Origin of the sequence: Burkholderia sp. Bp9099 (assembly GCF_003857805.1) — a bacterium.
Lineage (GTDB): Bacteria > Pseudomonadota > Gammaproteobacteria > Burkholderiales > Burkholderiaceae > Burkholderia.
In genome coordinates, this window is record NZ_QTPU01000001.1 from 107,190 (window position 1) to 130,247 (window position 23,058).

Here is a 23,058-nt window from a genome sequence, read left to right on the forward strand (position 1 = left end):
AGCTGGCGCACCGAAGGGCGCTCGGGCCGAGTGCTCTAATCGAACGACTGTTTGCGTGCGCGGCAGACATGGCTTGACGACGACTCGGGCCGGCAACCTGCCGCCGCCAGGCAACGGGGCAGGGCAACGCATCGCGAAGGGACGGGTTGCGCAGGGGCGCGGCGGAGGTCCGTTGCGTGAAGGCCGTGCGCCGTAGAGCGGTCACACGACCGTGGAGTGGCCGATTCCGGTGTGCCGCCGGACGCGTGTCCGCATCCGATAACAAATACCGAGCCGAGGAGTACCGATTGAAGCCGATAACGTTCGGCAGCTGCGTGGGGTGGCTGCACGAAGGACATACGACACAAGGCGTGATCCTGTGCGAATCGCTGGGTCACGAGGCATCGTGGACGCACAAGCTCATGCGGGCGATCGCGGAGCGGCTGGCCCGCGAGGGTGTCACGGTATTGCGATTCAACTACCCGTGCACCGGCGACTCGGCGGGCGACGATCGCGACGCCGGTCGGTATGTCGCGAGCATCGCCAGCATTCACGACGCGATCGACCTGTTGCGCGATCAGGTTGGCGTAACCACGCTGACGCTCGTCGGGATCCGCGCGGGCGCGTTGTTCGCGATGCTGGCCGCCGCGGGCGTGGGCCCGCGCCCGGCGCCGCGCGTCGACGCCCTGGTGGCGCTGGCGCCGGTCGTGCGCGGTCGCGCCTACTTGCGCGAGCTGTCGTTCGTGCATCGCCAGTGGCTCGATATCACGTCGCCCGCGATCCGCGCCGCGCATCGCGACGAACCGTGCATGAACGTGCTCGGACACCGGTTTCCCGACGACTTCGTCGATGCGCTGAAGGCGGTCGATCTGTGCGACGTCGTGCGCGATGCGCCGACGTTGCCTGGCGCGATGCTGCTGATCCAGCCCGATCAGGGCGACGGGCCGGCATTGCGCGAAGCGCTGTTCGAGCGCGGTGTGGACGTGGCGAGCGATGCATTCCGCGAATGGCCGACGACGATGCTGGACGGCACGCGCTCGCGCTTGCCGCTCGCGGCGATCGACACGCTCGCGAACTGGATCGCCGAACTCGCGCCGCGTATGTCGGCTGGCGCCGAAACCCCGATGCAAACGGATTCGGCGTGGAATGGCGAGTCGGCCGTCGCGCTGGACCTGCACGACATGACCGAGCAGGTCGTCGCGGTCGGTGCGGACCGGCTCGTCGGCGTGCTGTGCCGTCCCGCCGACACGCGGCCTGCGAATCCGGTCGGCCCGGCGCTCGTGATCGCGAACACGTCGACGAACCCGCGCAGCGGCGAAGGGCGCTTCAGCGTGCGCCTCGCGCGCGCGCTGGCACGCACCGGCGTGACGACACTGCGGATCGACGTGCATGGCGTCGGCGATAGCGGGCCCGCCGCGCTGGACGACCAGTCGGGCGTCGTGTATTCGGCGCGGTCGAGCGACGACGTGGCCGCTGCCGCGGACTGGCTGCGCGCGCTCGGTCACCCGGAGGTGGCCGCGGCGGGCATTTGTTCCGGCGCCTATGCGGCGTTGCATGCGGCCGTGAAGACGCCGTCGCTCGGCGGCGTGATCGCGATCAATCTCGCCCGCTTCGTGTGGCCGGCCGGACTCTCGCTCGAGGCAGTGCAGAAGCAGCGGAACAACTCGGTGCGCGGTTACTGGCTTTCGGTGCGCGACTGGCAGAAATGGAAGCGCCTCGTGCGGGATCGGCGCGACCTGCGGCCGATCGTGCGGGCGGTGGCCGCGAATGCGATCGCGCGGGTCAGCGTGCCGGCGAAGGCGCTTGTCGCGCGCGCCGGCTGGAAGCCGGGCATCGGCACGCCGCGCGGCGTGATGCACGAGCTTGCGCAGCGCAACGTATGGACGACGCTGGTGTACGGCGCGCTTGATCCCGGCATCGACGATGTCCGGCGTCACTTCGGTGCAATCGAGCGCGCGTTCCGGTGCTCGCGTCACGTGCGTCTGTACCTCGAGCCGCAGGTCGACCATGCGGTGTACGGCGCGGTGGGCACGGACATCGTGATCGACCGGTGCATGCAGGCGCTCGGTCGCGACGCGATCCGGCCGGTCGCGCGCGTCGCCGATCCGGCCGCACCGGAAGCGGCCGCGCGATCGTACACGAGCGTGTCCGTCGGCCGGTCGTGATGCGCGCCGCGTCGCACGCGGCGGCGCATCGGGGTGCGATCCCCTCTACGCATGAAGATCGGCGTTCGGTGGGGTCCCTCACAGACGTGCCGTTCGCCGTGGTGTCCAATTCCGTATCGGTGCATCGCCGGTCATGCCGAGGCATGACCGGCCGGGATGCTTCAGTCCGGATCGTCCGGTTGCTCATAGGGCGACTTCGCGTAGGGCGACGCATACAACCTGTCGCTGCGCCATACGTCGTCGGCGGGTGCACTGGCCGCTTGCGGGCGATGCGGCCGCCCCGGCACGAGCGGCCGGCGCAGCGCGCCGCGAGCGCGCGTTTCGGGCTGGACGGCGGTGCTGGCGACGGGACGCGCGGAAGCGGACATCGCGACTCCGGGGGCGGCTGCAGCGGGTTCGACGGCGTCGCTTGTCGCGGCGGCTTGCGCCGATCGCTGCAGCGGTACGGGCGGGAGCGCCGCCGCCGATGCGAACGTCGGCGCGTTGGCCGGGACGGCGGGCAACGTCTGCGCATCGACGGCGCAGACGATGCCGGCCGAGGCGATGCAGACGAGGAACGAAAGCGACGAAGAGCAGTTCATGACGAATCGTACGGTTTGACGTGCGGTGTAGAGGGAGGCGTGGCACCGTGATGCGAGCCGCGCCGGCAAGCGTAATGCCGGAATTCGCCGCGTTCGGCGGGTTACCGCACAGTTTTGGAAGGGCACGATGTCAATCACCACGCAACCCGAATCGACGCACGGAGCGTTGCAGGCACGCATGGCCGGCACCCGTCGCGCACCGTGGCTGTCGCGCATGGCGATCGTGGCGGCCGCGTGCGCATTGAGCGCATGTGCGTTGTCGCCGGGCATGACGTACCGGGCGCCTGCCGACCGTGACGCGAATGCGCGCGTGAGCGCCGATGCATCGGGCGCGGGCGGCCTCGACGGTGTGCAGAACGTGTCGAGCGAGGAGCTGATCGAAATCACGCCGGCGTTCGTCGCGCAGCAGCATGCGAGCCGGCCGGCCGATGTCGATGCGGAAATCCGCCAGCTGTTCGGCAAGCCGAAGCCGTACACGATCGGCCCGGGCGACGTGCTCGGCATCGTCGTATGGGACCACCCCGAACTGAACCTGCCGACGACGCAGACGACGGCGGGCGGCGACGGTGTCGGTGCCAGTTCGGTCGCGACCGGCTACACGGTCGACGCAAACGGCAACGTGCAGTTCGCGTATGCCGGCCTCGTGCACGTGGCGGGGCTGACCGAGGCGCAGGCGCGCGCGCTGCTGACGAAGCGTCTCGGCGAATATGTGCGCAAGCCGCAGATCGCGCTGCGCGTGCAGACCTATCGCAGCAAGCGTGTCTATCTCGACGGCGAGGTGCGCACGCCGGGTCTGCAGATCGTCAACGACATGCCGATGACGTTGCCCGAGGCGATCGACCGCGCGGGCGGCTTTACCCCGACGGCCGATCGCTCGCAGGTCTCGGTGACGCGCGGCGACAAGACCGTGAACGTGAGCCTGCCGGCGCTGATCGCCGCGGGCGTGAACCCGTCGAACATCCTGCTGCGCGACGGCGATCTCGTGCGCGTGCGCGCGGCGAGCGACGCGAAGGTGTTCGTGCTCGGCGAGGTGTCGCGGCCCGCGACGCTGACGCTGACCGACGGCCGGATGAGCCTCGGCGAAGCACTCGGCGACACGGGCGGCGCGAGCCAGTACACGTCGGACGCGCGCCAGGTGTTCGTCGTGCGTCGTGGCCCGGACAACCGCCCGCGGGTGTACCACCTCGACGGCAGTTCGCCCGCGTCGTTCGCGCTGGCCGATCAGTTTCCGCTCGAGCGTCGCGATGTCGTGTTCGTCGATGCGTCGTCGCTGGTGCGCTGGAGCCGCGTCGTCAACCTGCTGATTCCGTCGTCCGCGCAGGGTGCGCTGACGGCCAAGGCGATTTCGCCGTGACCCTCATGACCCATTTCGTCATCGCGACCGCGCGTCGCGCCTACGGGACTGATGCCGTATGACTTCCTCGACCCTGCCCGACCCGCACAGCGGGCCCGCCCTGCGGCCGTCCTATCCGGTGCGCCGCTACTGGGGCATGCTGTACGGCGGCCGGCGCCTGATCCTTGGCACGGCGCTCGCGGGCGCACTCGTTGGCGCCGTGTATGCGCTGTGTGCGGCCCCCGTCTACCGGACCGACATCCTGTTCCAGGTCGAGCAAAGCCCGACCGACTCGAAATCGACGTCGCCGACCGGTGATCCGTCGTCGGTATTCGACCTGAAGACGGATGCGTCGACCGAGATCGAAGTGTTGAAATCCCGCGCGGTGCTCGATCGCGCGATCGACAGCACCAATCTGGCCGTCGACGCCAGGCCGCATTACCTGCCGCTGATCGGCTGGCGGTTCGTGAACGCGGCCGACGGGCTGTCGTCGCCGCTGCCGGGCGGCTATGTGTACGGCGCCGAGCGCATCGACGTGCCGACCTTCGACGTGCCGAAGCGCCTGCTCGGCAAGCGGTTCGCGCTGACCGTCGGCGACGACGGCGCCTACACGCTGCAGCGTACGGGCTGGTTCGGCCGCAAGGGGCCGGCATGGCAGGGCCGCATCGGGCAGCCGCTACATGTCGAGACGCCGCAGGGGCCGCTCGACATATTCGTGCGCGGCGTGGCCGGCAAGCCCGGCGCACGTTTCGACCTGACGCGCTACAGCGACGAGGAGGCGACGGCCTGGCTGCAGAAGAACGCGCTGATCTCGGAGCGCGGCAAGCAGTCGAACATGGTCGGCGTGACGCTTGACGGCACCGATCCCGTGCACGACAGCCGCGTGCTGAACGCGATCGGCGACGCATACCTGGCGCAGAACACGCAGCGCAAGTCCGAGGCGGCCGACAAGCTGATCCGCTTCATGGACGCCCAGTTGCCGCAGCTCAAGGCGCAGCTCGAAAAGGCGGAAAGCCGCTTCAACGCGTTCCGGGCCTCGCACGGGACGGTCAATACGAGCGACGAGGCGCTGGCGTTGCGCCAGCAGTCGGTCGACATCGAGACGCGCGTGCAGACGCTGCAGCAGCGGCGCGAGGAATTGCTGACGCGCTTCATGCCGAAGCATCCGGCCGTGGTGGCCGTCGATGCTCAGCTCTCCGACGCGCAGCGTTCGCTCGACACGACACGCAAGCAGATCCAGCAACTGCCGACCGTCGAACAGGGCGTGCTGCAGTTGCAGCGCGACGTGGCCGTCGACACGGCGCTGTACACGAACCTGCTCAACACGCGCCAGCAGATGATCCTCGCGCGGGCCAGCAAGACCGGCACCGTGCGGATCGTCGATACGGCGAAGGTCGCCGAGCAGCCGATCGGCCCGCATCGCGGGGTCGCCGTGATCGCCCTGCTGATGGTGGGCCTGCTGGCAGGCGCGGCAATCGTGATCGTCCGGCAGCGCATCGTCGGCACGATCGGCGATGCCGAGGAAATCGAATGGACGACGGAACTGCCTGTGTTCGCGACCGTGCCGCACAGCCCGGGCGCGGCGCAAGCGGAGCTGCGCCCGAAGGCCGGACGGCGTGGCGCGCGCGCGCAGGTGCCGTCGGTCGCCGTGCAGGACGCGGCGCTTGAAGGCCTGCGCAATTTCCGTGCGGCACTGCAACTGTCGATGCCGGACGCGTCGAATCCCGTCGTGTTGATTTCCGGGCCGACGACGGGTGTCGGCAAGTCGTTCGTCGCCGCGAATATCGCGTCGCTCGTCGGCGCGGCGAAGCGGCGAGTCCTGCTGATCGATGCCGACCTGCGCAAGGGGTCGCTGCACGAACGATTCCGCTACAGCCGCGCGCCGGGCCTGTCGGACGTGGTGGCTGGCACCCATCGGCTCGACGAGGCGATCAAGCGCGGCATCGTGCCGGGCCTCGATTTCATCGCGATGGGCAGCGTCGTGCCCGATCCGGGCGAGCTGCTGCTGCAGCCCGCGCTCGCCGAACTCATCGAGCAGGTCGCATCGCGCTACGACATGGTCGTGATCGACGGCCCGCCGTTGCTGCCGGTGGCCGATGCGCTGGTGCTCGGCCGCCTCGCGGGAACCGTGTTCCTCGTCGCGCGCAGCGGCGTGACGACACTGGCGGAACTCGACGAAAGCGCACGACGGCTCGAACAGGCGCATATCGACGTGCGCGGCGTGGTCCTGAACGATTACAAGGGCGCGCCGGGACGGTACGACTACGGCTATGCGGATACGAACACGCATCAGGCCGCGGCGGTCGCCAAGGGAATGGCGGTATCGCGACAACAGATGGAACGGGCTTCATGAGACGGCGGCGTGCGGGCGACGGCAGGCTCCGTCCGCGACAGAGCGGGGCGACGGCGCGCAGGGCGGCGCGTTTCCGTCGCGAGGCAGGTGCTTACACAGGTTACTGGTGGGAAGATCCCGCCCGCCTCGTGCTGATCTTCATCCTGCCGTTGTACGGGATGTTGTCGCTGAGTCTGCTGGTCAATCAGAAATCGATCGCGCGGCTCTACTTCGACGGCTATTACGCATTGGTCGGCGCGTTGTTCCTGCTGGTCGTCGTGGTGACGGCGTGGCTGGCGACGACCGAGGCGCAGTCGCGCCGGGGGCCGCCGGCCGCGCCAGCCGAGTTGCCCGCCGGCGTACTCGATTTCGTGTTCGTGCTCGCGCTGTTCGGCAATCTCATGCTGCTGGGCGGGATTTTCGCGCGTCCGGCGTTGTTGCTGGCGTTCCTGCACGGCGAAGCGAATGCGTATGTCATGCTCGAGCAGAAAGGGCACTTCACGGGCCTGAGCTCGTTCACGCAGGCAGCCGCGCCGTACGTCGCGTTGTATTTCTATGTGTTCAAGACGCCGGTCAAAGGGGTGAACCGCTACAAGGTTTACCTGGGCGTGCTCGCGGTGCTGACGCTGCTGCGCAGCTTCATCTTTGCCGAGCGGCTCGCGTTGATCGAGGTGGCGCTGCCATGCGCGCTCATGATCGTGCGGTTCCGGCTCGGCGGCCGGTTCTCGCGACTGCTGACGCTCGGGCCGTACGCCGCGATTCCGTTGCTGTTCGGGCTCTTCATCGCGAACGAGTACAACCGGTCGTGGGAAGCCTATTACGTCACCATCTACGACAACCTTTTCGATTTCGCGCTCGAACGTCTCGGCCTCTATTACTCGACGGCGCTGAACAACGGTGCGGGGATACTGAGCGTGCTCGGCTGGGACCGCGGCCATCCGATGTTCACTTTCGACTGGCTGCTGCATTTTCCGATCATCGGCGCACCGTTGCAGCCGTGGCTCGACTCGACCGACAGCATCACCGTGTTCCTGAACAGCTACGCCGACCCGGAATTCAACAATCCCTCCGGGATCTTCGTTCACTTTTACGAATGGGGCTGGTTCGGGCTGCTCGATGCGGTTGTCCTCGGCTGGGTGTTCGGACGGAGCTACGCAGGCTGGCGGAGCGGAGCCGGGTTCTGGTGTTGCGCGCATGCCGTGCTCTACGTTTCGATCATGGAGATTCTTCGAATTCCGAATTTGTTCAGCGGACGGAATTTCGTGCCGATTGTCTTGCTGATCGCCGTGTTCCGCTATTTCGTCAAGCGACCGGCATCGGTCGCGCCGGCCACCCATCCTGCCGCACCGTGAGGCGCACGCGGGCGCGCTGACGTGTCGATCGACGGCCTGGTTCGCAGCGTATCGCAGCACGAATGCCGCCGATGACCAGTCGACGTTCGGCCTCGCGTCGCGGTGCCTGTCGTGCGCGAAACGGGGGGCAGCCGCGTGCCCGTTCGACATCGCGGTCGCCAGTCGAAACCTGCGTTCCAGCCAGGTCACCTCCCGGAAAAGTAGCTTTTCGCACGTTAATGATTCGATCGCCGGGCTAGCATTTGCACGATGGTCGAGGTTGTCGTGCCGCTGCGGACCACGAACCACGGACCGCTGACCGATGCAATGCGATGACCTGCACGCGAACAACCTCGACCGAGCACATCGCATCGTTCATTTTTCCCTACGTCAAAGGATGCCTTCGCCGTGAGCCAATCTGCCGTCTATGCCAAGTTGACCGATGTATTGCGGGACGTATTCGACGACGACGAGCTGGTGGCAACGCCTCAACTGACCGCCGCTGACGTCGACGGCTGGGACAGCCTGTCGCATATCCGCCTGGTTCTGAGCGTCGAGCGCGCGTTCGGAATCAAGCTTGCCGCAGCCGATATTTCCGGCCTCAAGAACGTCGGTGAATTTGCAGATCTGATCAGCAAGCGCCACGCCGCATGATGCAGGTCGGCCCGCATGTCCCGTCCAGAACCCGCTTTGCCGAGAGCGCCCTTCGATGAAAGATGATTTGTACACTGCGCTGGCCTGGTTGCCGCGCCCGCCTGACGATTTCTCCGCGCGATGCCGCACGCTCGTAGAATCGATCGACGATGATCCGGGTGCCGGATTGGGCCGCCGCTTACGCCAACTGGCCAACTGCGCGCTCGGCGAAAATCAGTTGATCAAGCTGGGGCGCGCGATCGTTGCCTTGCAGGGTGCGGGGCGCACGCTCGCGCCGCTCACGCCGTTCCGGCTCGGGCTGGTCGGCAACGGCACGCTCGATCATCTCGTGTTGCCGCTCGTCGCCAGCGCCGCGCGTCATGGCGTCGCGCTGGAGATCGTGTCGGGGCACTACGGGCAGGTCATGCAGGAAGCCCTTGCGCCGGATTCGACGATCAATCGCGCGCAAGTCGATGCCGTGCTGGTGGCCCTGGACTACCGTGGGTTGCCGCTCAACGCGCAACCGGGCGACGAGGAAGCGGCGCAGCACAGCGTGGCTGCGGCACTGGATCAGATCGATGCACTGCGGGCCGGCTTCAGGCAGCACGGCAATGCGCCGTCGATCGTCCAGACGCTCGCGCCGCCGTCCGACACGCTGTTCGGCAATCGGGATGCGCTGATTGCCGGCACGCCGCTCAATCTCGTCGAACGTTTCAATCGAGCGCTCGCGCAGCGTGTGGCGGAATCGAACGACATCCTGTTCGACGTTGCGCATGTCGCGGGGACGGTCGGACTGGCGAACTGGCATTCGCCCGCCCAATGGAATCTGGCCAAGTATCCGTTTGCCGGCGACTACGTGCCGCTCTATGCGGATCACGTGGGCCGGCTGCTGGGCGCGGCGCGCGGCAAGAGCCGGCGTGTGCTGGTACTCGATCTCGACAACACCCTTTGGGGCGGGGTGATCGGCGACGACTTGCTCAAAGGCATCAAGGTGGCGCAGGGCGATGCGGTCGGTGAAGCCCATCTCGCTGTACAGCAGCTCGCGCTTTCGCTGAGGGCGCGCGGCATCGTGCTCGCGGTGTCGTCGAAGAACAACGACGATACGGCGCGGCTGCCGTTTCAAAAGCACCCTGAAATGCTGTTGCGTGAGCAACACTTTGCGGTGTTCCAGGCCAACTGGAACGACAAGGCTACCAATATTCGCGCGATTGCCGACGAGCTGTCGCTCGGTATCGATTCGATGGTGTTCCTCGACGACAATCCGGTCGAGCGGAATCTGGTCCGTACGACGTTGCCCGAAGTCGCCGTTCCCGAGTTGCCCGATGATCCTTCGCTGTACGCGCGGACCCTTGCCGCCGCGGGCTATTTCGAGTCCCTCGCGTTCTTGCCGGAAGATCAGAAGCGCGCCGACATGTACCAGGACAATGCGCGCCGCGTGGCGCTGCGCAGTCAGGCCGGCGACATGGATGCGTACCTGCGTTCGCTCGACATGAAGATCGATTTCGCACCGTTCGACGATACCGGACGGGCACGCATTGTTCAGTTGATCAACAAGTCGAACCAGTTCAATTTGACGACGCGCCGCTATACCGACGCGGAGATCCACGCGCTCGAAGGCGACGGGCGGGTTTTCACGCTGCAGGTTCGCCTGACGGATACGTTCGGCGACAACGGCATGATCTCGGTCGTGATTTGCCGGCCCGACGAACGTGCGCCGAGTACCTGGCAGATCGATTCGTGGCTGATGAGCTGCCGCGTGCTGGGGCGCCAGGTCGAGCAGATGGTGTTGCGCGAAGTGCTGCAGCATGCGCGCCAGCGCGATGTCACGCGCGTGATCGGGCGTTATATCCCGACCGACCGCAATGCGCTGGTCAAGGATCATTATGCGAAGCTCGGTTTCGAAGCCGTGAGCGAAGAGCCGGACGGCACGACGGTCTGGGAAATGGCCAGCGACCGCGAGATCGCGCCGGGTCATTTCGCCGTGACGCGGGCGGGTTTCGATACGATTGCTGCCGCCTGAATCATGAAAAACACCGTATCACTCACGTCGTTGCGCGAGACGGATGACGTTGCGGCTTCTCGCAAGCTGCCGCGCCGTGACTATGTATTGCTGCCGTTGATCGTCGTGGCGACGGTGGTCTGCCTTTTCGTTGCCGCCGAATTCGCGACGAGGGCGATCTGGAGCGCGGGTACGCGCGGGGGCGAATGCCATGTGGCCGATGCCAGGGAGGGCATGCGCAACGTCCCGAACTGCACGATGACGGTCAAGACTCCGGAAACGCCGTGGATCACTTACCACTACAACGCTTGCGGTTTCCGCTCGACCGAGGGTTGCGGACCGAAGCCGGCCGGTACGCGACGCGTTGCGCTGCTCGGCACGTCGTTTGCCGAAGGCACGAGCCTCCCGTACGACCAATCGTTCGCGGCGCTGGCGGAACATGACCTGAGCAGGATGTGTGGTGCACCGGTGGAGGTCCAGAATCTCGGTGTCTACGAACTGCCGTTCCGCAAGGTGCTGAACCGGATCGGACCGGCGCTGGCCTTGCAGCCGGATGCAGCGGTACTCACGGTTGCGCCGTTCGATCTGGAAAAGATCAATCTGCCGGACGTCGCGGATGCGCGCGCGGCTACCTTCGCGCCGGAACCGCGCAGCGACCTGATGGCGCGTGCCAAGGGCTGGCTGAGCGGCAGCCGTGCCGTCGCCGTCGCACAGCACTACATGTTCGAAAATCCGGACATTCAGGTGCCGATGTATCTGAAATACGGCGACAAGGCCGATTTCCTTCGGCCGCCATTTTCGACCGCCTGGCGCGAGCGGCTCGAGACGTTCGACAAAGTGGCCGAAACGGTCGCGGACAGGTTTCGCGCGACGGGCGTGCCGGTGGCGCTGATGCTGATTCCGCAACGGACGCAGGCCGGGCTCCTGGCCGCGAAATCGCTGCCCACGGGCATCGATCCATTGGCGCTCGATCACGCGATGGCCGAAATCGCCGCGAAGCACGGCATGCGCTACATCGATCTGGCCTCGAGCCTGAAGCAGTCGGCGAACCCGGCCGATTACTACTATCCGGTCGACAACCATCTGAACGCCGCCGGCGCGCGCGTTGTCGCGCGAAGCATGGTGACGGCGCTTACCGCCGGCGGGGCACCCGCGTTGTCGGCATGCGGGTCACATTGAACCTGGCGGCGCATGCCGCCGCCATCGTTTCGAACCGTTTTCAGGCCGCCCGATGAATATTCCATCCTTCCAGTTCTTCGCCTTTGCAGCCGTCGCCGCGCTGATCTTCAACCTGTCTCGGTCGCTGACCTGGCAAAACGCGGTATTTCTCGTCGTCAATCTGCTGTTCCTGGCGACGTTTTCCCGCGATCCGGTCGCGTGGATTCCGTTCGCCGCATTCCTGCTCGTCGGTTATCTGAGCGTCCGGGGCATGCAAACGAAGCAGTGGCTGGCTGCGTTCGCGCCGATCGTTGCGATCGTGATCGCGCTGTTCTTCTGGCTCAAACGCTATACGTTCGTGCCGTCCGCGTTGCTGCTGTCGCACCCTTACGCGACGATCGGCGTGTCCTACATCTTTTTCCGGATGCTCCATCTCATCATCGACGCTCGCAGTCCGGGCCTGTCGGTTCGCGTGACGCCGGTGGTGTATCTGAATTACGTGCTCAACTTCACGTCGCTCGTGTCGGGGCCGATTCAACGCTTTCAGGATTACAGCGTGACGCAGACGAGCGAGCGGCCGGGACCGGATGCAATCGACTACGGCGTCGCGCTCGAGCGCATCATCGTGGGATTCTTCAAGGTGGCGATCGTGTCGGCGGCACTGTCGCACCTCCATCATCAGGCGCTTGCGCAACTGTCGCCGATGCAACCGCTCGGCGAGCGCATGCTGACCGGGCTGGCGATCGCCGCGATCTACCCGGTCTATCTGTATTTCAACTTCTCCGGCTACACGGACACGGTCGTCGGTGTCGCGCGCTTCTTCGGGATCTCACTGCCGGAGAATTTCGACCGGCCGTTCTCGTCGACCAACTTCATCGGATTCTGGAGTCGCTGGCACATCACGCTTTCCGGCTGGCTCAAGACCTACGTATACAACCCGCTGCTGATGACACTCATGCGTCGCTTTCCGTCGCGCTCACTGGAGCCGTATCTGGGTGTCGTCGCGTTCTTCGTGACGTTCTTCCTGGTCGGCGCGTGGCACGGGCAGACGTCGATGTTTCTGTTCTTCGGTGTCCTGCAGGGCGGGGGCGTCAGCGTCAACAAGCTGTATCAGATCCGCATGACCAAATGGCTTGGCAAGAAACGGTACGTCGCGCTGTGCAACACGCCGCTCTACGCCCATTGCGCGCGCGGGCTGACGTTCACGTTTTTCGCATTCAGCCTGTTGTGGTTCTGGTCGACCTGGAGCGAAATCCAGACTATCGCGACGACGCTCGGCCCGGCGCTCGTCGCGTTCGTATGGCTGCTGGTATTCGTGGGCGCGACGGTGACGCTTGCCTTGCTCAACGCGGTATACGAGCGTGTGACGCAAGGCGGCATGGCCGGACTGTTCCTGTCGCGTTACGCCCGTACCTCGTGGTGCACGGTATTGGCGGTCGTGACCGTGCTGGTGCTGGTCATTTCCGATTCGCCCGCGCCGGACATCGTCTACAAGACTTTCTGACCCGCGGCGGCGGCACGGCGATCGTAGGGTGCCGGGTCACCGGAAACCTGAAGTGTGCGCCGACGCGCGCCGAACCTGCAAGATCGATATTTCCCGGAGCCACTCACTTTCATGGCCAGTCACAAGCAGAAGTTCGAAATCCTGGACGGCTTGCGAGGCATCGCTGCGATAAGCGTGATGTTCATGCATTTCCTGCAGGAACTATCGAGCACGATCCTGCAGGGTGCCTATCTTTCCGTCGACATGTTTTTCATGCTGAGCGGCTTCATTCTTTCGTATTCCTATGGTGAAAGATTACGCCAGGACGCATGGCGTGGCGAGTATCTGAAGCGCAGGTTAATACGCCTGTACCCGATGATTTTCATCGGGTTCGCGATCGGCTTCGCGAGCCTGATCGTCATGCAGGCCAATTCGTGCGCCCGGTTCTCATTGGGCAACCTGGCGGCCGCCACCGGCCAGAATTTTTTTCTCGTTCCATACCTCGGTCGCTTTTCGGTGTCGGGTTTCGTCGGCGCGGCGAATCACAGCTTGCCGTCCGTCAATGATCCTGGCGTATTCCCGCTGAATCCGCCTGCCTGGTCGCTGTTCTTCGAGTTGTTCGCGAGCGTCATCCTGATCGCGGCAATCAAGACGACCGCGCGGAATCTGTCGAGATGGGCCTACGCCTGTCTCGTCGCATTCCTCGTATATGGGTTCCTTGCCAGTCTCGATAACGCCAAGCTGGCGATCATGATGAACCAGGGCTGGGCGGCGGATAACTTCATCGGCGGCTTCTTCAGGGTGGGCTACGGGTTCTTGTTGGGCATCGCGATTGGAAAGATGTACGAATCGGATCTTCCGGCGAAGCCGCATTGGTTCGTCGCCAGGCTCATAAAGAACGACTACATGCTGTTTGTCGTTTTCCTGCTGGTCGTCGCGTTTCCGTCGTCGATCAAGGGGATGTATTCAGTGGCTATCCTGCTGTTCGTCGCACCTGCGCTGGTTTACCGGGGGGCCATGCTCGCGCCGAGCGGCAAGACGATTGCAAGGCTCAGCGCGTTCCTCGGCTGGATCTCGTATCCGCTTTATTGCGTGCACTATCCGATCGGAAGGCTGGTGTTCGCGTATGCGCCACAGGCCGACATCCACGTTGTCCGAACCGCGATGATCGCCGCGTCTCTTTCGATCGTGTCCGCCGCCATCCTGGCGAAATTTGTTGAAGAACCGATCAGGTCGTATCTGGGCAAGCGCATGTTCGGAAATCATCGGGCCGCGACCGGCAACCCGGTCAACGTCGGGTAACCGGAGCAGTTCGAGGAGCACACCGGCGTCGTTGCGGCGCCGGAATGCGGGAGTTTCTCTTACAGCCCCTCGAAGATCTCCGTCATCATCTCGGCGCTTCGGCTCCAGCGATATTTCTCCGCGTGCAGGCTTCCCTTGCGTTTGAGCTCGGCCCTGAGCTCGGCGGAATCGAGCAGGCTCCGCAATTTCTGCGCGATGTCGTCCTGCGAAAACGGATCGCAGTACAGCGCCGCATCGGCACAGACTTCCGGCAGTGCGGCCGATTTGCCGACAACCGCCGGACAGCCGTAGCGCATCGCCTCGAGAGGCGGTATGCCGAAACCTTCGTAGATCGACGGATAAAGGAAGCACGCTGCGTTCTGATACAGCGCCTTCAATTGCTCGTCGCTGATGTAGCCCACGTACTTGATGTTCGGCTCGGATGCCGAGAGATGATCCTGCTTGCCGAACACGGTGGCGTTCTGCATGCCGACGATGACGAGATCGACCGACGGATCGTCGATCTGCCGGAATGCCGCGATCAGCCGCCCGAAGTTCTTGGTCGGATTCATGCTGCTGACCGCGAGCACGAAGCGGCCGGGCGTCAGCGCATGCTTGTCGAGCACGCTCGTGTCCGCTTCCAGGGCATCGAGATGATCCGCACCGAGCGGCACGACGCTGATCTTCTCCGCGGAGACGCCGCAGTGATGCGCGAGGCGATCCCGCGAGAAATAGGAGTTGGTCAGCACGCAAACGGAGGTTCGCGCCAGGATCCAGAACATGATCCGGTACCACACGCGAAATGGCCGGGAGAAATGCGCGGGCGTGTCGAACACCGCCGCATCGTGCATGTAGATGATCTGGTTGCCGATGAAAATGGATGCCGAATTGCTGAGATTGACGATGCGTCCGCGGCGAGCGAACAGCGGGAGCACCAGCTGCTCCCAGACCACGCCCTTGTAAAAACCGACCTTGACCGTCCTCGCACCGCTTACCTCGACGCCGGGCTGCGGAGGCACCAGCACGGTCACCGGATCCTGAGGCTGAAACTTGATCAGTGCGGCGATCAGCTCGCGCGCGACGCGCTGCACGCCGGTCGTCTTCTGCGTGGTGAATCGGCCGTTGTATACGAGTTGCTTCGGTTTCTTGAAAGCGATCATGTCGATAAGGGGATGTCGAAATCGGAATCAGGCTTTGACGTGATCGGGAACAACCGGCTTGAAGTCGTGCGTGTCGACTCGCGCCCCGTCGGTGTCGAGTCCGTAAAGGGCGTGCCACTGACGGAAGATCGCGTTCATCGAAAATCGCTGAATCGCCCGTTGCCGGGCAGTTGCGCCCATTTCCTCGCGAAGCTGCCGGTCGTCGCGCAGCAGGGTCAGATATGCGGCCATCTCGTCGGCGTTCGACGCGACATAGCCGGTCACGCCGTGAATCACCACGTCGCGATTGCCCACGACATCCGTCACCACGGCCGGTATGCCGGCGACCTGCGCTTCGATCAACGCGACCGGCATGCCTTCCCATCGGGAGGTCTGGACGTAGATATCCAGTTCCGACGTCAGCGCGAGCGCGCGTGCGCGGGTGACCCAGCCGCTGCAGACGACTGCCCGGCGCTGGCCGGGGTCCGGAATCTCGGCGGCGTCGCCGCCGATCCAGAGAAACTCGACGTCCGCGCCGTGCAGCGTGTCGGCAAGGCGCACGAATGCTTCATGATTTTTCTGGAACGACGCCCGGCCGCTCATCCCGATGACGACCTTGCGATCGTCGCGCGTTCGACGCGGTGGGATCTCAGCCGCATTGACGCCGTTTTCCACCAGGACTGCCGACTTCGCCCGGACCTTTCCCCGGATCTCGGCGAGTTCGCTGCCGGAGCACGCGACGATGGTTCCGCCGATGTGCGCCGCGATGCGCTCGAAGCTCAGATAGGCGTACTGCTTCATGCGCGACACGTCGCGGCGCAGGAACGAGAGTCCGTGCGGCGAGTAGAAGACCTTCGCATTCGGGGCGGCGATCCGGGCGGCGATTCGCCCCAGCACGCCGGCCTTCGACGAGTGCAGATGAATCGCGGTCGGCTTGCAGTCGCGCAGGTTGCGGACCAGCGCACGCAAGCTCCGCAGATCCTGTTTGACGCTTACCTCGCGCGCCATGTCGACGTACACGAGCTTCACGTCAGGCAGGAACAGCGTTGAAAAATCGGTCGGGGTTTCCGGTCGGATCGAATGCAGAACCGTCACGTCGACGCCGGTCGCCGCGGCATGGTTGGCGAGATGGGTCAGCATCGAAAGCACGCCGCCACCAAACGCTTCGGCGATATGAACGATCTTTTCTTGGGTCATCTTTCGGTCTAGCGATCCGATCGCACATTCATCGCCCGTCGTGACGATGAGCCGCCCGCGAATCGTGTTGTCTCGGTGTCGAGTTCATTAAACTATGCATTCCTGATTGATAAATGCATGGCTGCCGTGGCCATTGGATCCTGCTGTCGCAGTCGCTTGTTCGAGCTGACGAGGCAGCCGGATGGTTTCCGCCGATGGAATATCGGGTCGACGTTGCCGGAACGTGCCGAACACGACGCAGCGTGACGAATCAATGCCGCGTTCTACGTGTCGGCTCGATTCCTCCGAACATCGGATACCGGCGTTCGACTACGACGACTGGAGACGAGACAACGACGAAATCCGGTCAGTGCGCGTGAATCCACTGGTCCGGATCATTGTGCAGCGCATGCGCGACCCGCTGGGTGCGATGGCTTACCGAAGGCGCGACTCGGCGACGCTATCGAGCGTCGGCGTGATGGCCGGACGACTTCCGCACGCGCGCGAGCGGATTGGAGATATAGCGAATCGCACGGTTGCTGAGCGTTGCCGACGGCAGCAAGCATGCGAGTGACAGCCCGGCCACGGCCGTTTTCTTGGTGGGCCCCCAGAACGGATTGCGCAGCACGGTTTGCCAGTAGCGCCCGGATTCGCACAGGAACCAGCGCCAGCGCCGCACGAGTGGGGCGTGATAGAGCGTGCTTGCGAAGCGGGCCTTCTCGATCGCGAAGTCGAGCGGCGCGATCGGCAATGCTTCGTGCAGCCGCGTGCCGGCAAGCATGCGCAGCGTCGCCCATCGGCGTTCGGCTTTCAGCGCGCCTGTCGCGGCGTCTTCCGAATTGGTGAGGGCGAGGGCCGGCGTGTCGGCGGACGGGCGCGTCCCCGGCTGCTGATGGACGCGATAGCCGCCGAGCGTTGCATCGATCATGTGTACGGCGCCGAGCAACGCGATACCGTAGATCGCATAGAAATCCGCGCCATGCAGGTTGTCCGGGGTGACGGGTACCGGAAAGATGCGCTTGAGTGCATCGACCCGATACGCGTTGCCCGATGCGGGCGGCGACGGGTACAGCCAGCCCGCGCGCAACAGGCGGCCGCAATCGGTGTCGACGGCCGACTGCGGCACGCTCGCCCCGGTCATTGCACCGTCCTGCGCGATCACGTCGAGCCGGAAATGCACCTTCACGAAGTCGCCGGACGCGAACGCGGCGAGCACGCGGGCCGCGGCGTCGGCATAGAGCAGGTCGTCAGCGTCGAGCAGGATCACGTAGCGCGTCGTGACATGTTCGAGCGCGCGGTTGTATGCGGCGACCTGACCGCGATTCTCCTGGAACACCGCCGTCACGCGCTCGCCGTACGAGCGAATGATGTCGCGCGAATCGTCGGTCGAACCGTCGTCGACGACCAGCACGCGTACACCGTGCGCGCCCTGCGCGAGCGCCGAATCGATCGCGTCGCGCAGGTATGCGCCGTGGTTGTAGTTGCAGATTGCGATGGTCAGGTCGGTCATGAACGGATTCTGGACGAGCGAAGTGCGGACGATCCGGGGGCCCGGCGGGCAGGGTTCGGTGCCCCGGCGCACGGCACGCCGAGACCGCGACGCGGGATCGGGTGCGACCGGTGCTGTCGGTCGATCCCGGCGCACGGTCGCGTCGCATGGTGGCCATGATACGTGTCGCAGACCGGCACTCGGTTCGCGAGCCTACCGTTCCGCGATTCGCTTCATTGGAAGCGCGATGAATCGTCAACGGCATGTCGGATCCGCCGCGCAGGCGGGATGTATTGGTCTGTTGACGCACTGAAACGCGGCGGGTTCGAATGATCCAATCGAACGTAGTACACCGCCTGTTTCGGCGGTATCGCGGGCCGACAACTCGGCCGGCATGCAGCGATTCGGGCGCGCCGGCGGACGCGCGCGAAGTCATTCCAGGGAGTCGACTCGACATGCATAGATCACACGGCCCGATTCTTGCGCGTGCGGCGCTTGCCGCGATGTGCGTGGCAGGCGGGCTGGCTTGGCCGGGCAGTGCCGCGGCGGCATCCGGCACGCCTGCGCCTGGTGCGTTTCATTCGGCTGTACCGGATGCGTACGTTCGTCCCGCTGCGGACGCGGCCGATCAGGCCGACATGCTGCAACATGCGCTGGACGCGTTGCAGCCTGGCCAGCGACTGGTGTTCGCGCCGGGGCGGTATGTGGTCGGCCGGTCGCTGGTCGTGCGGCAGCGGAATGTGGTGTTGTCGGGCTACGGCGCGACGCTGATCGCGACAACCCCCGGCGACCAGACGGTCGAGATGCGCGGCGAGGGTACGACGCTCGTCGGTTTTCGGCTCACCGGAACCGGCACGACACGCCTCACGACGCCGGAGTCTTCGAAGGTCGAGGTGACGGGGCGCGGCGTGCAGGTGCTCGACAACGTCATCGACGGTGGCGCGGGCGGCGGGATCTTCGTGTTCGGCGGCGCTGACGTCGCGATCGTCGGCAACGAGGTGCTGTCGACGCTGGCCGACGGCATTCACATGACGCACGGCTCGCACAACGTGCTCGTGCAGGGCAACGTCGTGCGCGGGACCGGCGACGACATGATCGCCGTCGTGAGTTACCAGGCGGAAGGCGTGCTGACGCGCAACGTGCTGATTACCGGCAACTCACTGGAGGGCAACCCGTGGGGCCGGGGCATCACGGTGGTCGGCGGTGCGAACGTCACTATCTCGAACAATATCGTGCGCAACGTACAGGTGAGCTCGGGCATTCTCGTCGCGCAGGAAGACAGCAATCGAACTGCCGGCTCGTCCGACATCCGCATCGAGGGCAACTCGATCGCGGATATCCAGACAGCGACGGGCCGGGCCGATCCTCGTCCGGTCACGCAGCAGGCGGCGATCGAGGTCAGCACGTGGTCGGGTTCGGTGTCGCGCGTGACCGTGATCGGCAACCGTGTGTCGCATGCGCGATTCGACGGCATTCGCCTGTGGGGAAACGTGTCGGGTGTGCGGCTCGCGGACAATCAACTGTCGGGGATCGGCGGAATGCCGGTCCGGGTCGACCCCGCGCACGATTGCGCGACCGGCCGACCGGCGGGGGCGTCGGGAGGGCAGGCGAGGGGCGCGCCGTGTGCGGCCGCGCGTCAGCCGTTGTCGGCGGCAGGTGACGCGATCGGCGCGGATACGTCGTTGTTGCCGCGCGTGCGCGAATCGGTCAGGCAAGCGCGCTGGTCGCAAGGCGGCATCGACTGATCGTGCGTCGCGTGGGCCGCCGGTCGGCGACGCCATGCGGCGAATAGGCGGCCACCCCTTGTTCGCGCGGCGGCGCGCATCGCCATCGCGCACGCCGCCTCGATCCGCATGCGCTTACCGGATGACGTTGCGTTCCGAGGCTTCCTCGTCCGGTTCGCGCGAGGCGAGCGACGGTCGCTGCCGCGCGTTCTCGACGACCGGCCTTCCATACTGATCATCAAACCGCACGATATCGTCTTCGCCGAGATAATCACCCGACTGCACCTCGATGATCTCGAGCGGAATCCGGCCTGGATTCTCGAGGCGGTGGACCTCGCCGACAGCGATATAGGTCGATTCGTTTTCGCTGAGCAGGAAGGTCTCGTTACCGCGCGTGACCTTCGCGGTGCCGCGCACGACGATCCAGTGCTCGGCGCGGTGATAGTGCATCTGCAGCGACAGCCGCTTGCCGGGTTCGACGACGATCCGCTTCACCTGGAACCGCTCGCCGAGATCGATCGAATCGTAGTGGCCCCACGGCCGCTGCACCTTGCGGTGTTCGCTCGCCTGCGGGCGCTGCTCGGTCTTCAGGCGCGCGACGATGTTCTTCACGCGCTGCACGTCGTGCTTGTTCGCGACCAGCACCGCATCGGGCGTCTCGATCACGACGACGTCCTTCATCCCGACGCACGCGATCAGCCGGCCCTCCGAGCGCACGAGACTGTCCTGCGTGTCCTCGAACACGATCGGGCCGCGCGCGACGTTGCCCTGATCGTCCTTCGGCATGATTTCCCAGATCGCATCCCAGGTGCCGACGTCCGACCAGCCTGCGGACAGCGGTACCACGATCCCTTCGATGCCGAGTTCGGGGTGCTCCGCGAGGCGTTCCATGACCGCGTAGTCGATCGAGTCGGACGGGCACGCGTCGAAGGCCGCCGCGTCGATCCGGAAGAACGGATGCTCGGCGGTGCCCGCGCGCCATGCCGCGTCGCAGGCCGCATGGATGTCGGGTGCGAGCGCGCGGATCGCCTTCAGCCAGGTCGATGCGCGCGTGACGAAAATCCCGCTGTTCCACCAGTAATCGCCCGAATGCAGGTAGCGCTCGGCGAGCGCGGCGTTCGGCTTCTCGACGAAGCGCCCGATCGCATAGCCGCCTTGTCCACCGAGGAGGCCGGCGCGCGGCTCGCCGACCTGGATGTAGCCGTAGCCGGTTTCCGCGCGGCGCGGCAGCACGCCGAGCGTGACGATCGCGCCTTCCTGTGCGTAGCGCGCCGCGCGGCCGACCGCTTCCTGGAATGCGGCAACGTCGCCGATCACGTGATCCGCCGGCATGACCGCGAGGATGGGATCGTCCGCGAGCACGCTGGCGTCGAGCGCCGCGAGCGTCAGCGCGGGCGCCGTATTGCGCGCGGCCGGTTCGAGCAGGATGCGGGCGGGCGCCGCGCGCCCGAGCACCTGTGCGGCGCTCATGATGCGATGCTGTTCGCCGCACACCAGCAGCAGCGTGTCGCCGAGCGCCGCGTTCGCGATGCCGTTCAGGCGGCGCGCGGTCGCCGACAGCGGCGATTCGTTCGAGGTCAGCTCGATCAGCTGTTTCGGATACTGCTCGCGCGACAGCGGCCAGAGGCGCGTGCCGGAACCACCGGCGAGTATGACGGGCAGGACGCAGGGCAACTCGGGATCGGGAACCGGGCGAAGGTTGGCGTTCATCGATTGGCTCCGGTATCGGCGGGCAGCCGGTTGTGTACGCGGCCGTCGACGCGCGTGTCCTCGTTGCGCGATCGCGGCGCCGAGACGGTCCGGGACAGCAACTGACGCAGCGCGCCGGCGGCGCGGTCGGCGGGCCGGACGAGACCGACGAATGGCGCGCCCTGTTCGAGATAGGGACCGTAGGCCTTGCGGAATCCGAAACGTTTGTAGAAGGACTGGCGTTGCGCGGGAACGTGCGTGCGCACCGCCACGTCGGGCCATGCGGCCTGCGCGGCCGTGAGCGCACGCTGCATGAGTTGCTCGAGGGTGCGGTCGTCGCGACATGCCTCGCTCGTCAGCACCTTGTCGATCACGACGTCCGGATCGGCGTCGTCGCCGGGCAGCACGCGCGCGTAGGCGACGACTTCCGTCGTGTCACCCTTGTGCATGCACGCGAACACGTGCAGCGCATGCGCATCCTTGCCGTCGATGTCGAGATGCGTATGCGCATCCTCGACCACCAGCACTGCGTTGCGCGAGCGCAGGATTGCATAGAGATCGACGGCGCTCAGATGTTCGAATTCACAACAATGCCATTCCATGATGCGGTCCTCGTGTGAAGCCTTCAGCACGCCGAGCCGCATGAACGCGTTTGTCCGGTGCGGCTCGCCGATGTCCATGATGCGGATGCGGGGCGCGCCGGTCTGTTCGAAAGCATACTCACACTCTCGTTATGTCCGTTTCGTGCGGGCGATGCCGGCGGCGCGAAACGGGCCGTGACGTGAGCGGGGCACTGTGCGGTATCACACAGTGGCCGCATGCCGGCTTTCCCATAATTGATTCGTCGCGACTGTCCGCTGCGAACCGCGCAGCGGGCAGCCCGCATCGAACGCGATTGAAGAATCGGGGGCTGCACTTGAGATTGCGATCCTTCACGGCGGGTCGGCCGCGCATCGCGACCGGCTGCTCGCAGGCCAACATCTGCCGCATCGTCGATGTCCTTGCGATGCGCGCATCCTTCATCCGGACGCGATCGTTTCGACGCGCCGGCCAACACGCGCATACTTGCGACGGTGCGCTGCCCGATGATTTCGCGCTGCATGCGGCCCCGCACCAGCACAGTGCGCTTCGCGCCGGCCTGTCGGCAGCGATCGTTGGCGGCGCGACACGCATGGACGCCATGCTGCATCGCGTCAGGAGACGGACGGCACGACCGGCTGCTTCGTTACGATGTTGTAACGAACACGCGCGGTTCGCCCGCGTTCGATGCGTGATGGCGGTGTCGCAGGGGGGGCGCGATTATCCACGGATGCAAAACGCTTCCCGGATTATTTGCGCGATTCAAGCGAGAATCGCGGGCAATGGAAGGCGCCGATCTTGCGGAAAAGTGGTATTTGGCACTGATAGACGGGAATGGTCGTGGATAATCAAATCTGAGGCGCTAAACGCGCGCCGCGCGCGCCGGGGCGGCAGCGTAATCGGCTGAATCGATTTTATCTTTTAGTAACAAGGCCATCTCGATACGGGGTGTAGATTCAGGAACGGATGAAATGAGGCCACCATTCC

The 23,058-nt window shown here is 65.3% G+C and carries 16 protein-coding genes; 10 read left to right on the forward strand and 6 right to left on the reverse strand.

What is annotated here, in order from left to right; all coding sequences use genetic code 11:
* The first annotated feature begins 287 nt into the window (after positions 1-287).
* The gene (locus DIE17_RS00480; RefSeq protein ID WP_124920621.1) at positions 288-2,144 is read left to right on the forward strand and encodes a serine aminopeptidase domain-containing protein; all 1,857 of its coding nucleotides are present in this window, start codon (positions 288-290) and stop codon (positions 2,142-2,144) included.
* Positions 2,145-2,305: 161 nt separating this feature from the next.
* Here DIE17_RS00480 and DIE17_RS37770 read toward each other — a convergent pair whose 3' ends face one another.
* Positions 2,306-2,995 carry a hypothetical protein gene (locus DIE17_RS37770; protein ID WP_260439190.1) on the reverse strand — a complete coding sequence of 230 codons (690 nt, stop codon included), beginning with the start codon at positions 2,993-2,995 and terminating at the stop codon, positions 2,306-2,308.
* Here DIE17_RS37770 and DIE17_RS00490 point away from each other — a divergent pair.
* From DIE17_RS00490 to DIE17_RS00525, 8 genes are all read left to right on the forward strand, one after another.
* Positions 2,904-4,079 (forward strand): polysaccharide biosynthesis/export family protein, encoded by a 1,176-nt coding sequence (locus DIE17_RS00490; protein ID WP_260435783.1) that lies wholly within the window; start codon positions 2,904-2,906, stop codon positions 4,077-4,079. The two genes, DIE17_RS37770 and DIE17_RS00490, sit on opposite strands and share 92 nt — an antisense overlap.
* A gap of 58 nt (positions 4,080-4,137) precedes the next feature.
* Positions 4,138-6,411, forward strand: a complete 2,274-nt coding sequence (locus tag DIE17_RS00495; RefSeq protein ID WP_124920502.1) for a polysaccharide biosynthesis tyrosine autokinase — start codon at positions 4,138-4,140, stop codon at positions 6,409-6,411.
* Positions 6,408-7,742, forward strand: a complete 1,335-nt coding sequence (locus DIE17_RS00500) for an oligosaccharide repeat unit polymerase (protein ID WP_124920503.1) — start codon at positions 6,408-6,410, stop codon at positions 7,740-7,742. Before DIE17_RS00495 ends, DIE17_RS00500 begins: the two co-directional genes overlap by 4 nt.
* A 387-nt stretch (positions 7,743-8,129) precedes the next feature.
* Entirely contained in the window at positions 8,130-8,375 is a 246-nt protein-coding gene (locus DIE17_RS00505) for an acyl carrier protein (protein WP_059666713.1), read from the forward strand.
* A 217-nt stretch (positions 8,376-8,592) separates the two neighbouring features.
* Positions 8,593-10,374 carry an HAD-IIIC family phosphatase gene (locus DIE17_RS00510; protein ID WP_185735349.1) on the forward strand — a complete coding sequence of 594 codons (1,782 nt, stop codon included), beginning with the start codon at positions 8,593-8,595 and terminating at the stop codon, positions 10,372-10,374.
* 237 nt (positions 10,375-10,611) lie between these two features.
* The gene (locus DIE17_RS00515; protein WP_185735350.1) at positions 10,612-11,532 is read left to right on the forward strand and encodes an SGNH/GDSL hydrolase family protein; all 921 of its coding nucleotides are present in this window, start codon (positions 10,612-10,614) and stop codon (positions 11,530-11,532) included.
* Between the two features lie 52 nt (positions 11,533-11,584).
* On the forward strand, positions 11,585-13,015 hold the full coding sequence (locus DIE17_RS00520; protein WP_124920506.1) for an MBOAT family O-acyltransferase: 1,431 nt from the start codon (positions 11,585-11,587) through the stop codon (positions 13,013-13,015).
* Between the two features lie 111 nt (positions 13,016-13,126).
* On the forward strand, positions 13,127-14,296 hold the full coding sequence (locus DIE17_RS00525) for an acyltransferase family protein (RefSeq protein ID WP_124920507.1): 1,170 nt from the start codon (positions 13,127-13,129) through the stop codon (positions 14,294-14,296).
* Between the two features lie 59 nt (positions 14,297-14,355).
* Here DIE17_RS00525 and DIE17_RS00530 read toward each other — a convergent pair whose 3' ends face one another.
* The 3 genes from DIE17_RS00530 to DIE17_RS00540 form a co-directional block, all read right to left on the reverse strand.
* Positions 14,356-15,435, reverse strand: a complete 1,080-nt coding sequence (locus DIE17_RS00530; protein ID WP_124920508.1) for a glycosyltransferase family 1 protein — start codon at positions 15,433-15,435, stop codon at positions 14,356-14,358.
* A 27-nt stretch (positions 15,436-15,462) separates the two neighbouring features.
* Positions 15,463-16,611 (reverse strand): glycosyltransferase, encoded by a 1,149-nt coding sequence (locus DIE17_RS00535; RefSeq protein WP_124920509.1) that lies wholly within the window; start codon positions 16,609-16,611, stop codon positions 15,463-15,465.
* A gap of 439 nt (positions 16,612-17,050) precedes the next feature.
* The gene (locus tag DIE17_RS00540) at positions 17,051-18,100 is read right to left on the reverse strand and encodes a glycosyltransferase family 2 protein (RefSeq protein ID WP_124920510.1); all 1,050 of its coding nucleotides are present in this window, start codon (positions 18,098-18,100) and stop codon (positions 17,051-17,053) included.
* A gap of 434 nt (positions 18,101-18,534) precedes the next feature.
* Here DIE17_RS00540 and DIE17_RS00545 point away from each other — a divergent pair, with 434 nt between their 5' ends.
* Positions 18,535-19,824, forward strand: coding sequence for a right-handed parallel beta-helix repeat-containing protein (locus DIE17_RS00545; RefSeq protein WP_124920623.1), 1,290 nt, complete (start codon positions 18,535-18,537; stop codon positions 19,822-19,824).
* Between the two features lie 114 nt (positions 19,825-19,938).
* Here DIE17_RS00545 and DIE17_RS00550 read toward each other — a convergent pair whose 3' ends face one another.
* Together DIE17_RS00550 and DIE17_RS00555 are read right to left on the reverse strand one after the other, a co-directional pair.
* A complete protein-coding gene (locus DIE17_RS00550) occupies positions 19,939-21,513 on the reverse strand; it encodes a mannose-1-phosphate guanylyltransferase/mannose-6-phosphate isomerase (protein ID WP_124920511.1) in 1,575 nt (524 codons plus the stop codon).
* The gene (locus DIE17_RS00555) at positions 21,510-22,094 is read right to left on the reverse strand and encodes a drug:proton antiporter (RefSeq protein WP_124920624.1); all 585 of its coding nucleotides are present in this window, start codon (positions 22,092-22,094) and stop codon (positions 21,510-21,512) included. The genes DIE17_RS00550 and DIE17_RS00555 overlap by 4 nt, the downstream gene beginning before the upstream one ends.
* Between the last annotated feature and the right edge of the window lie 964 nt (positions 22,095-23,058).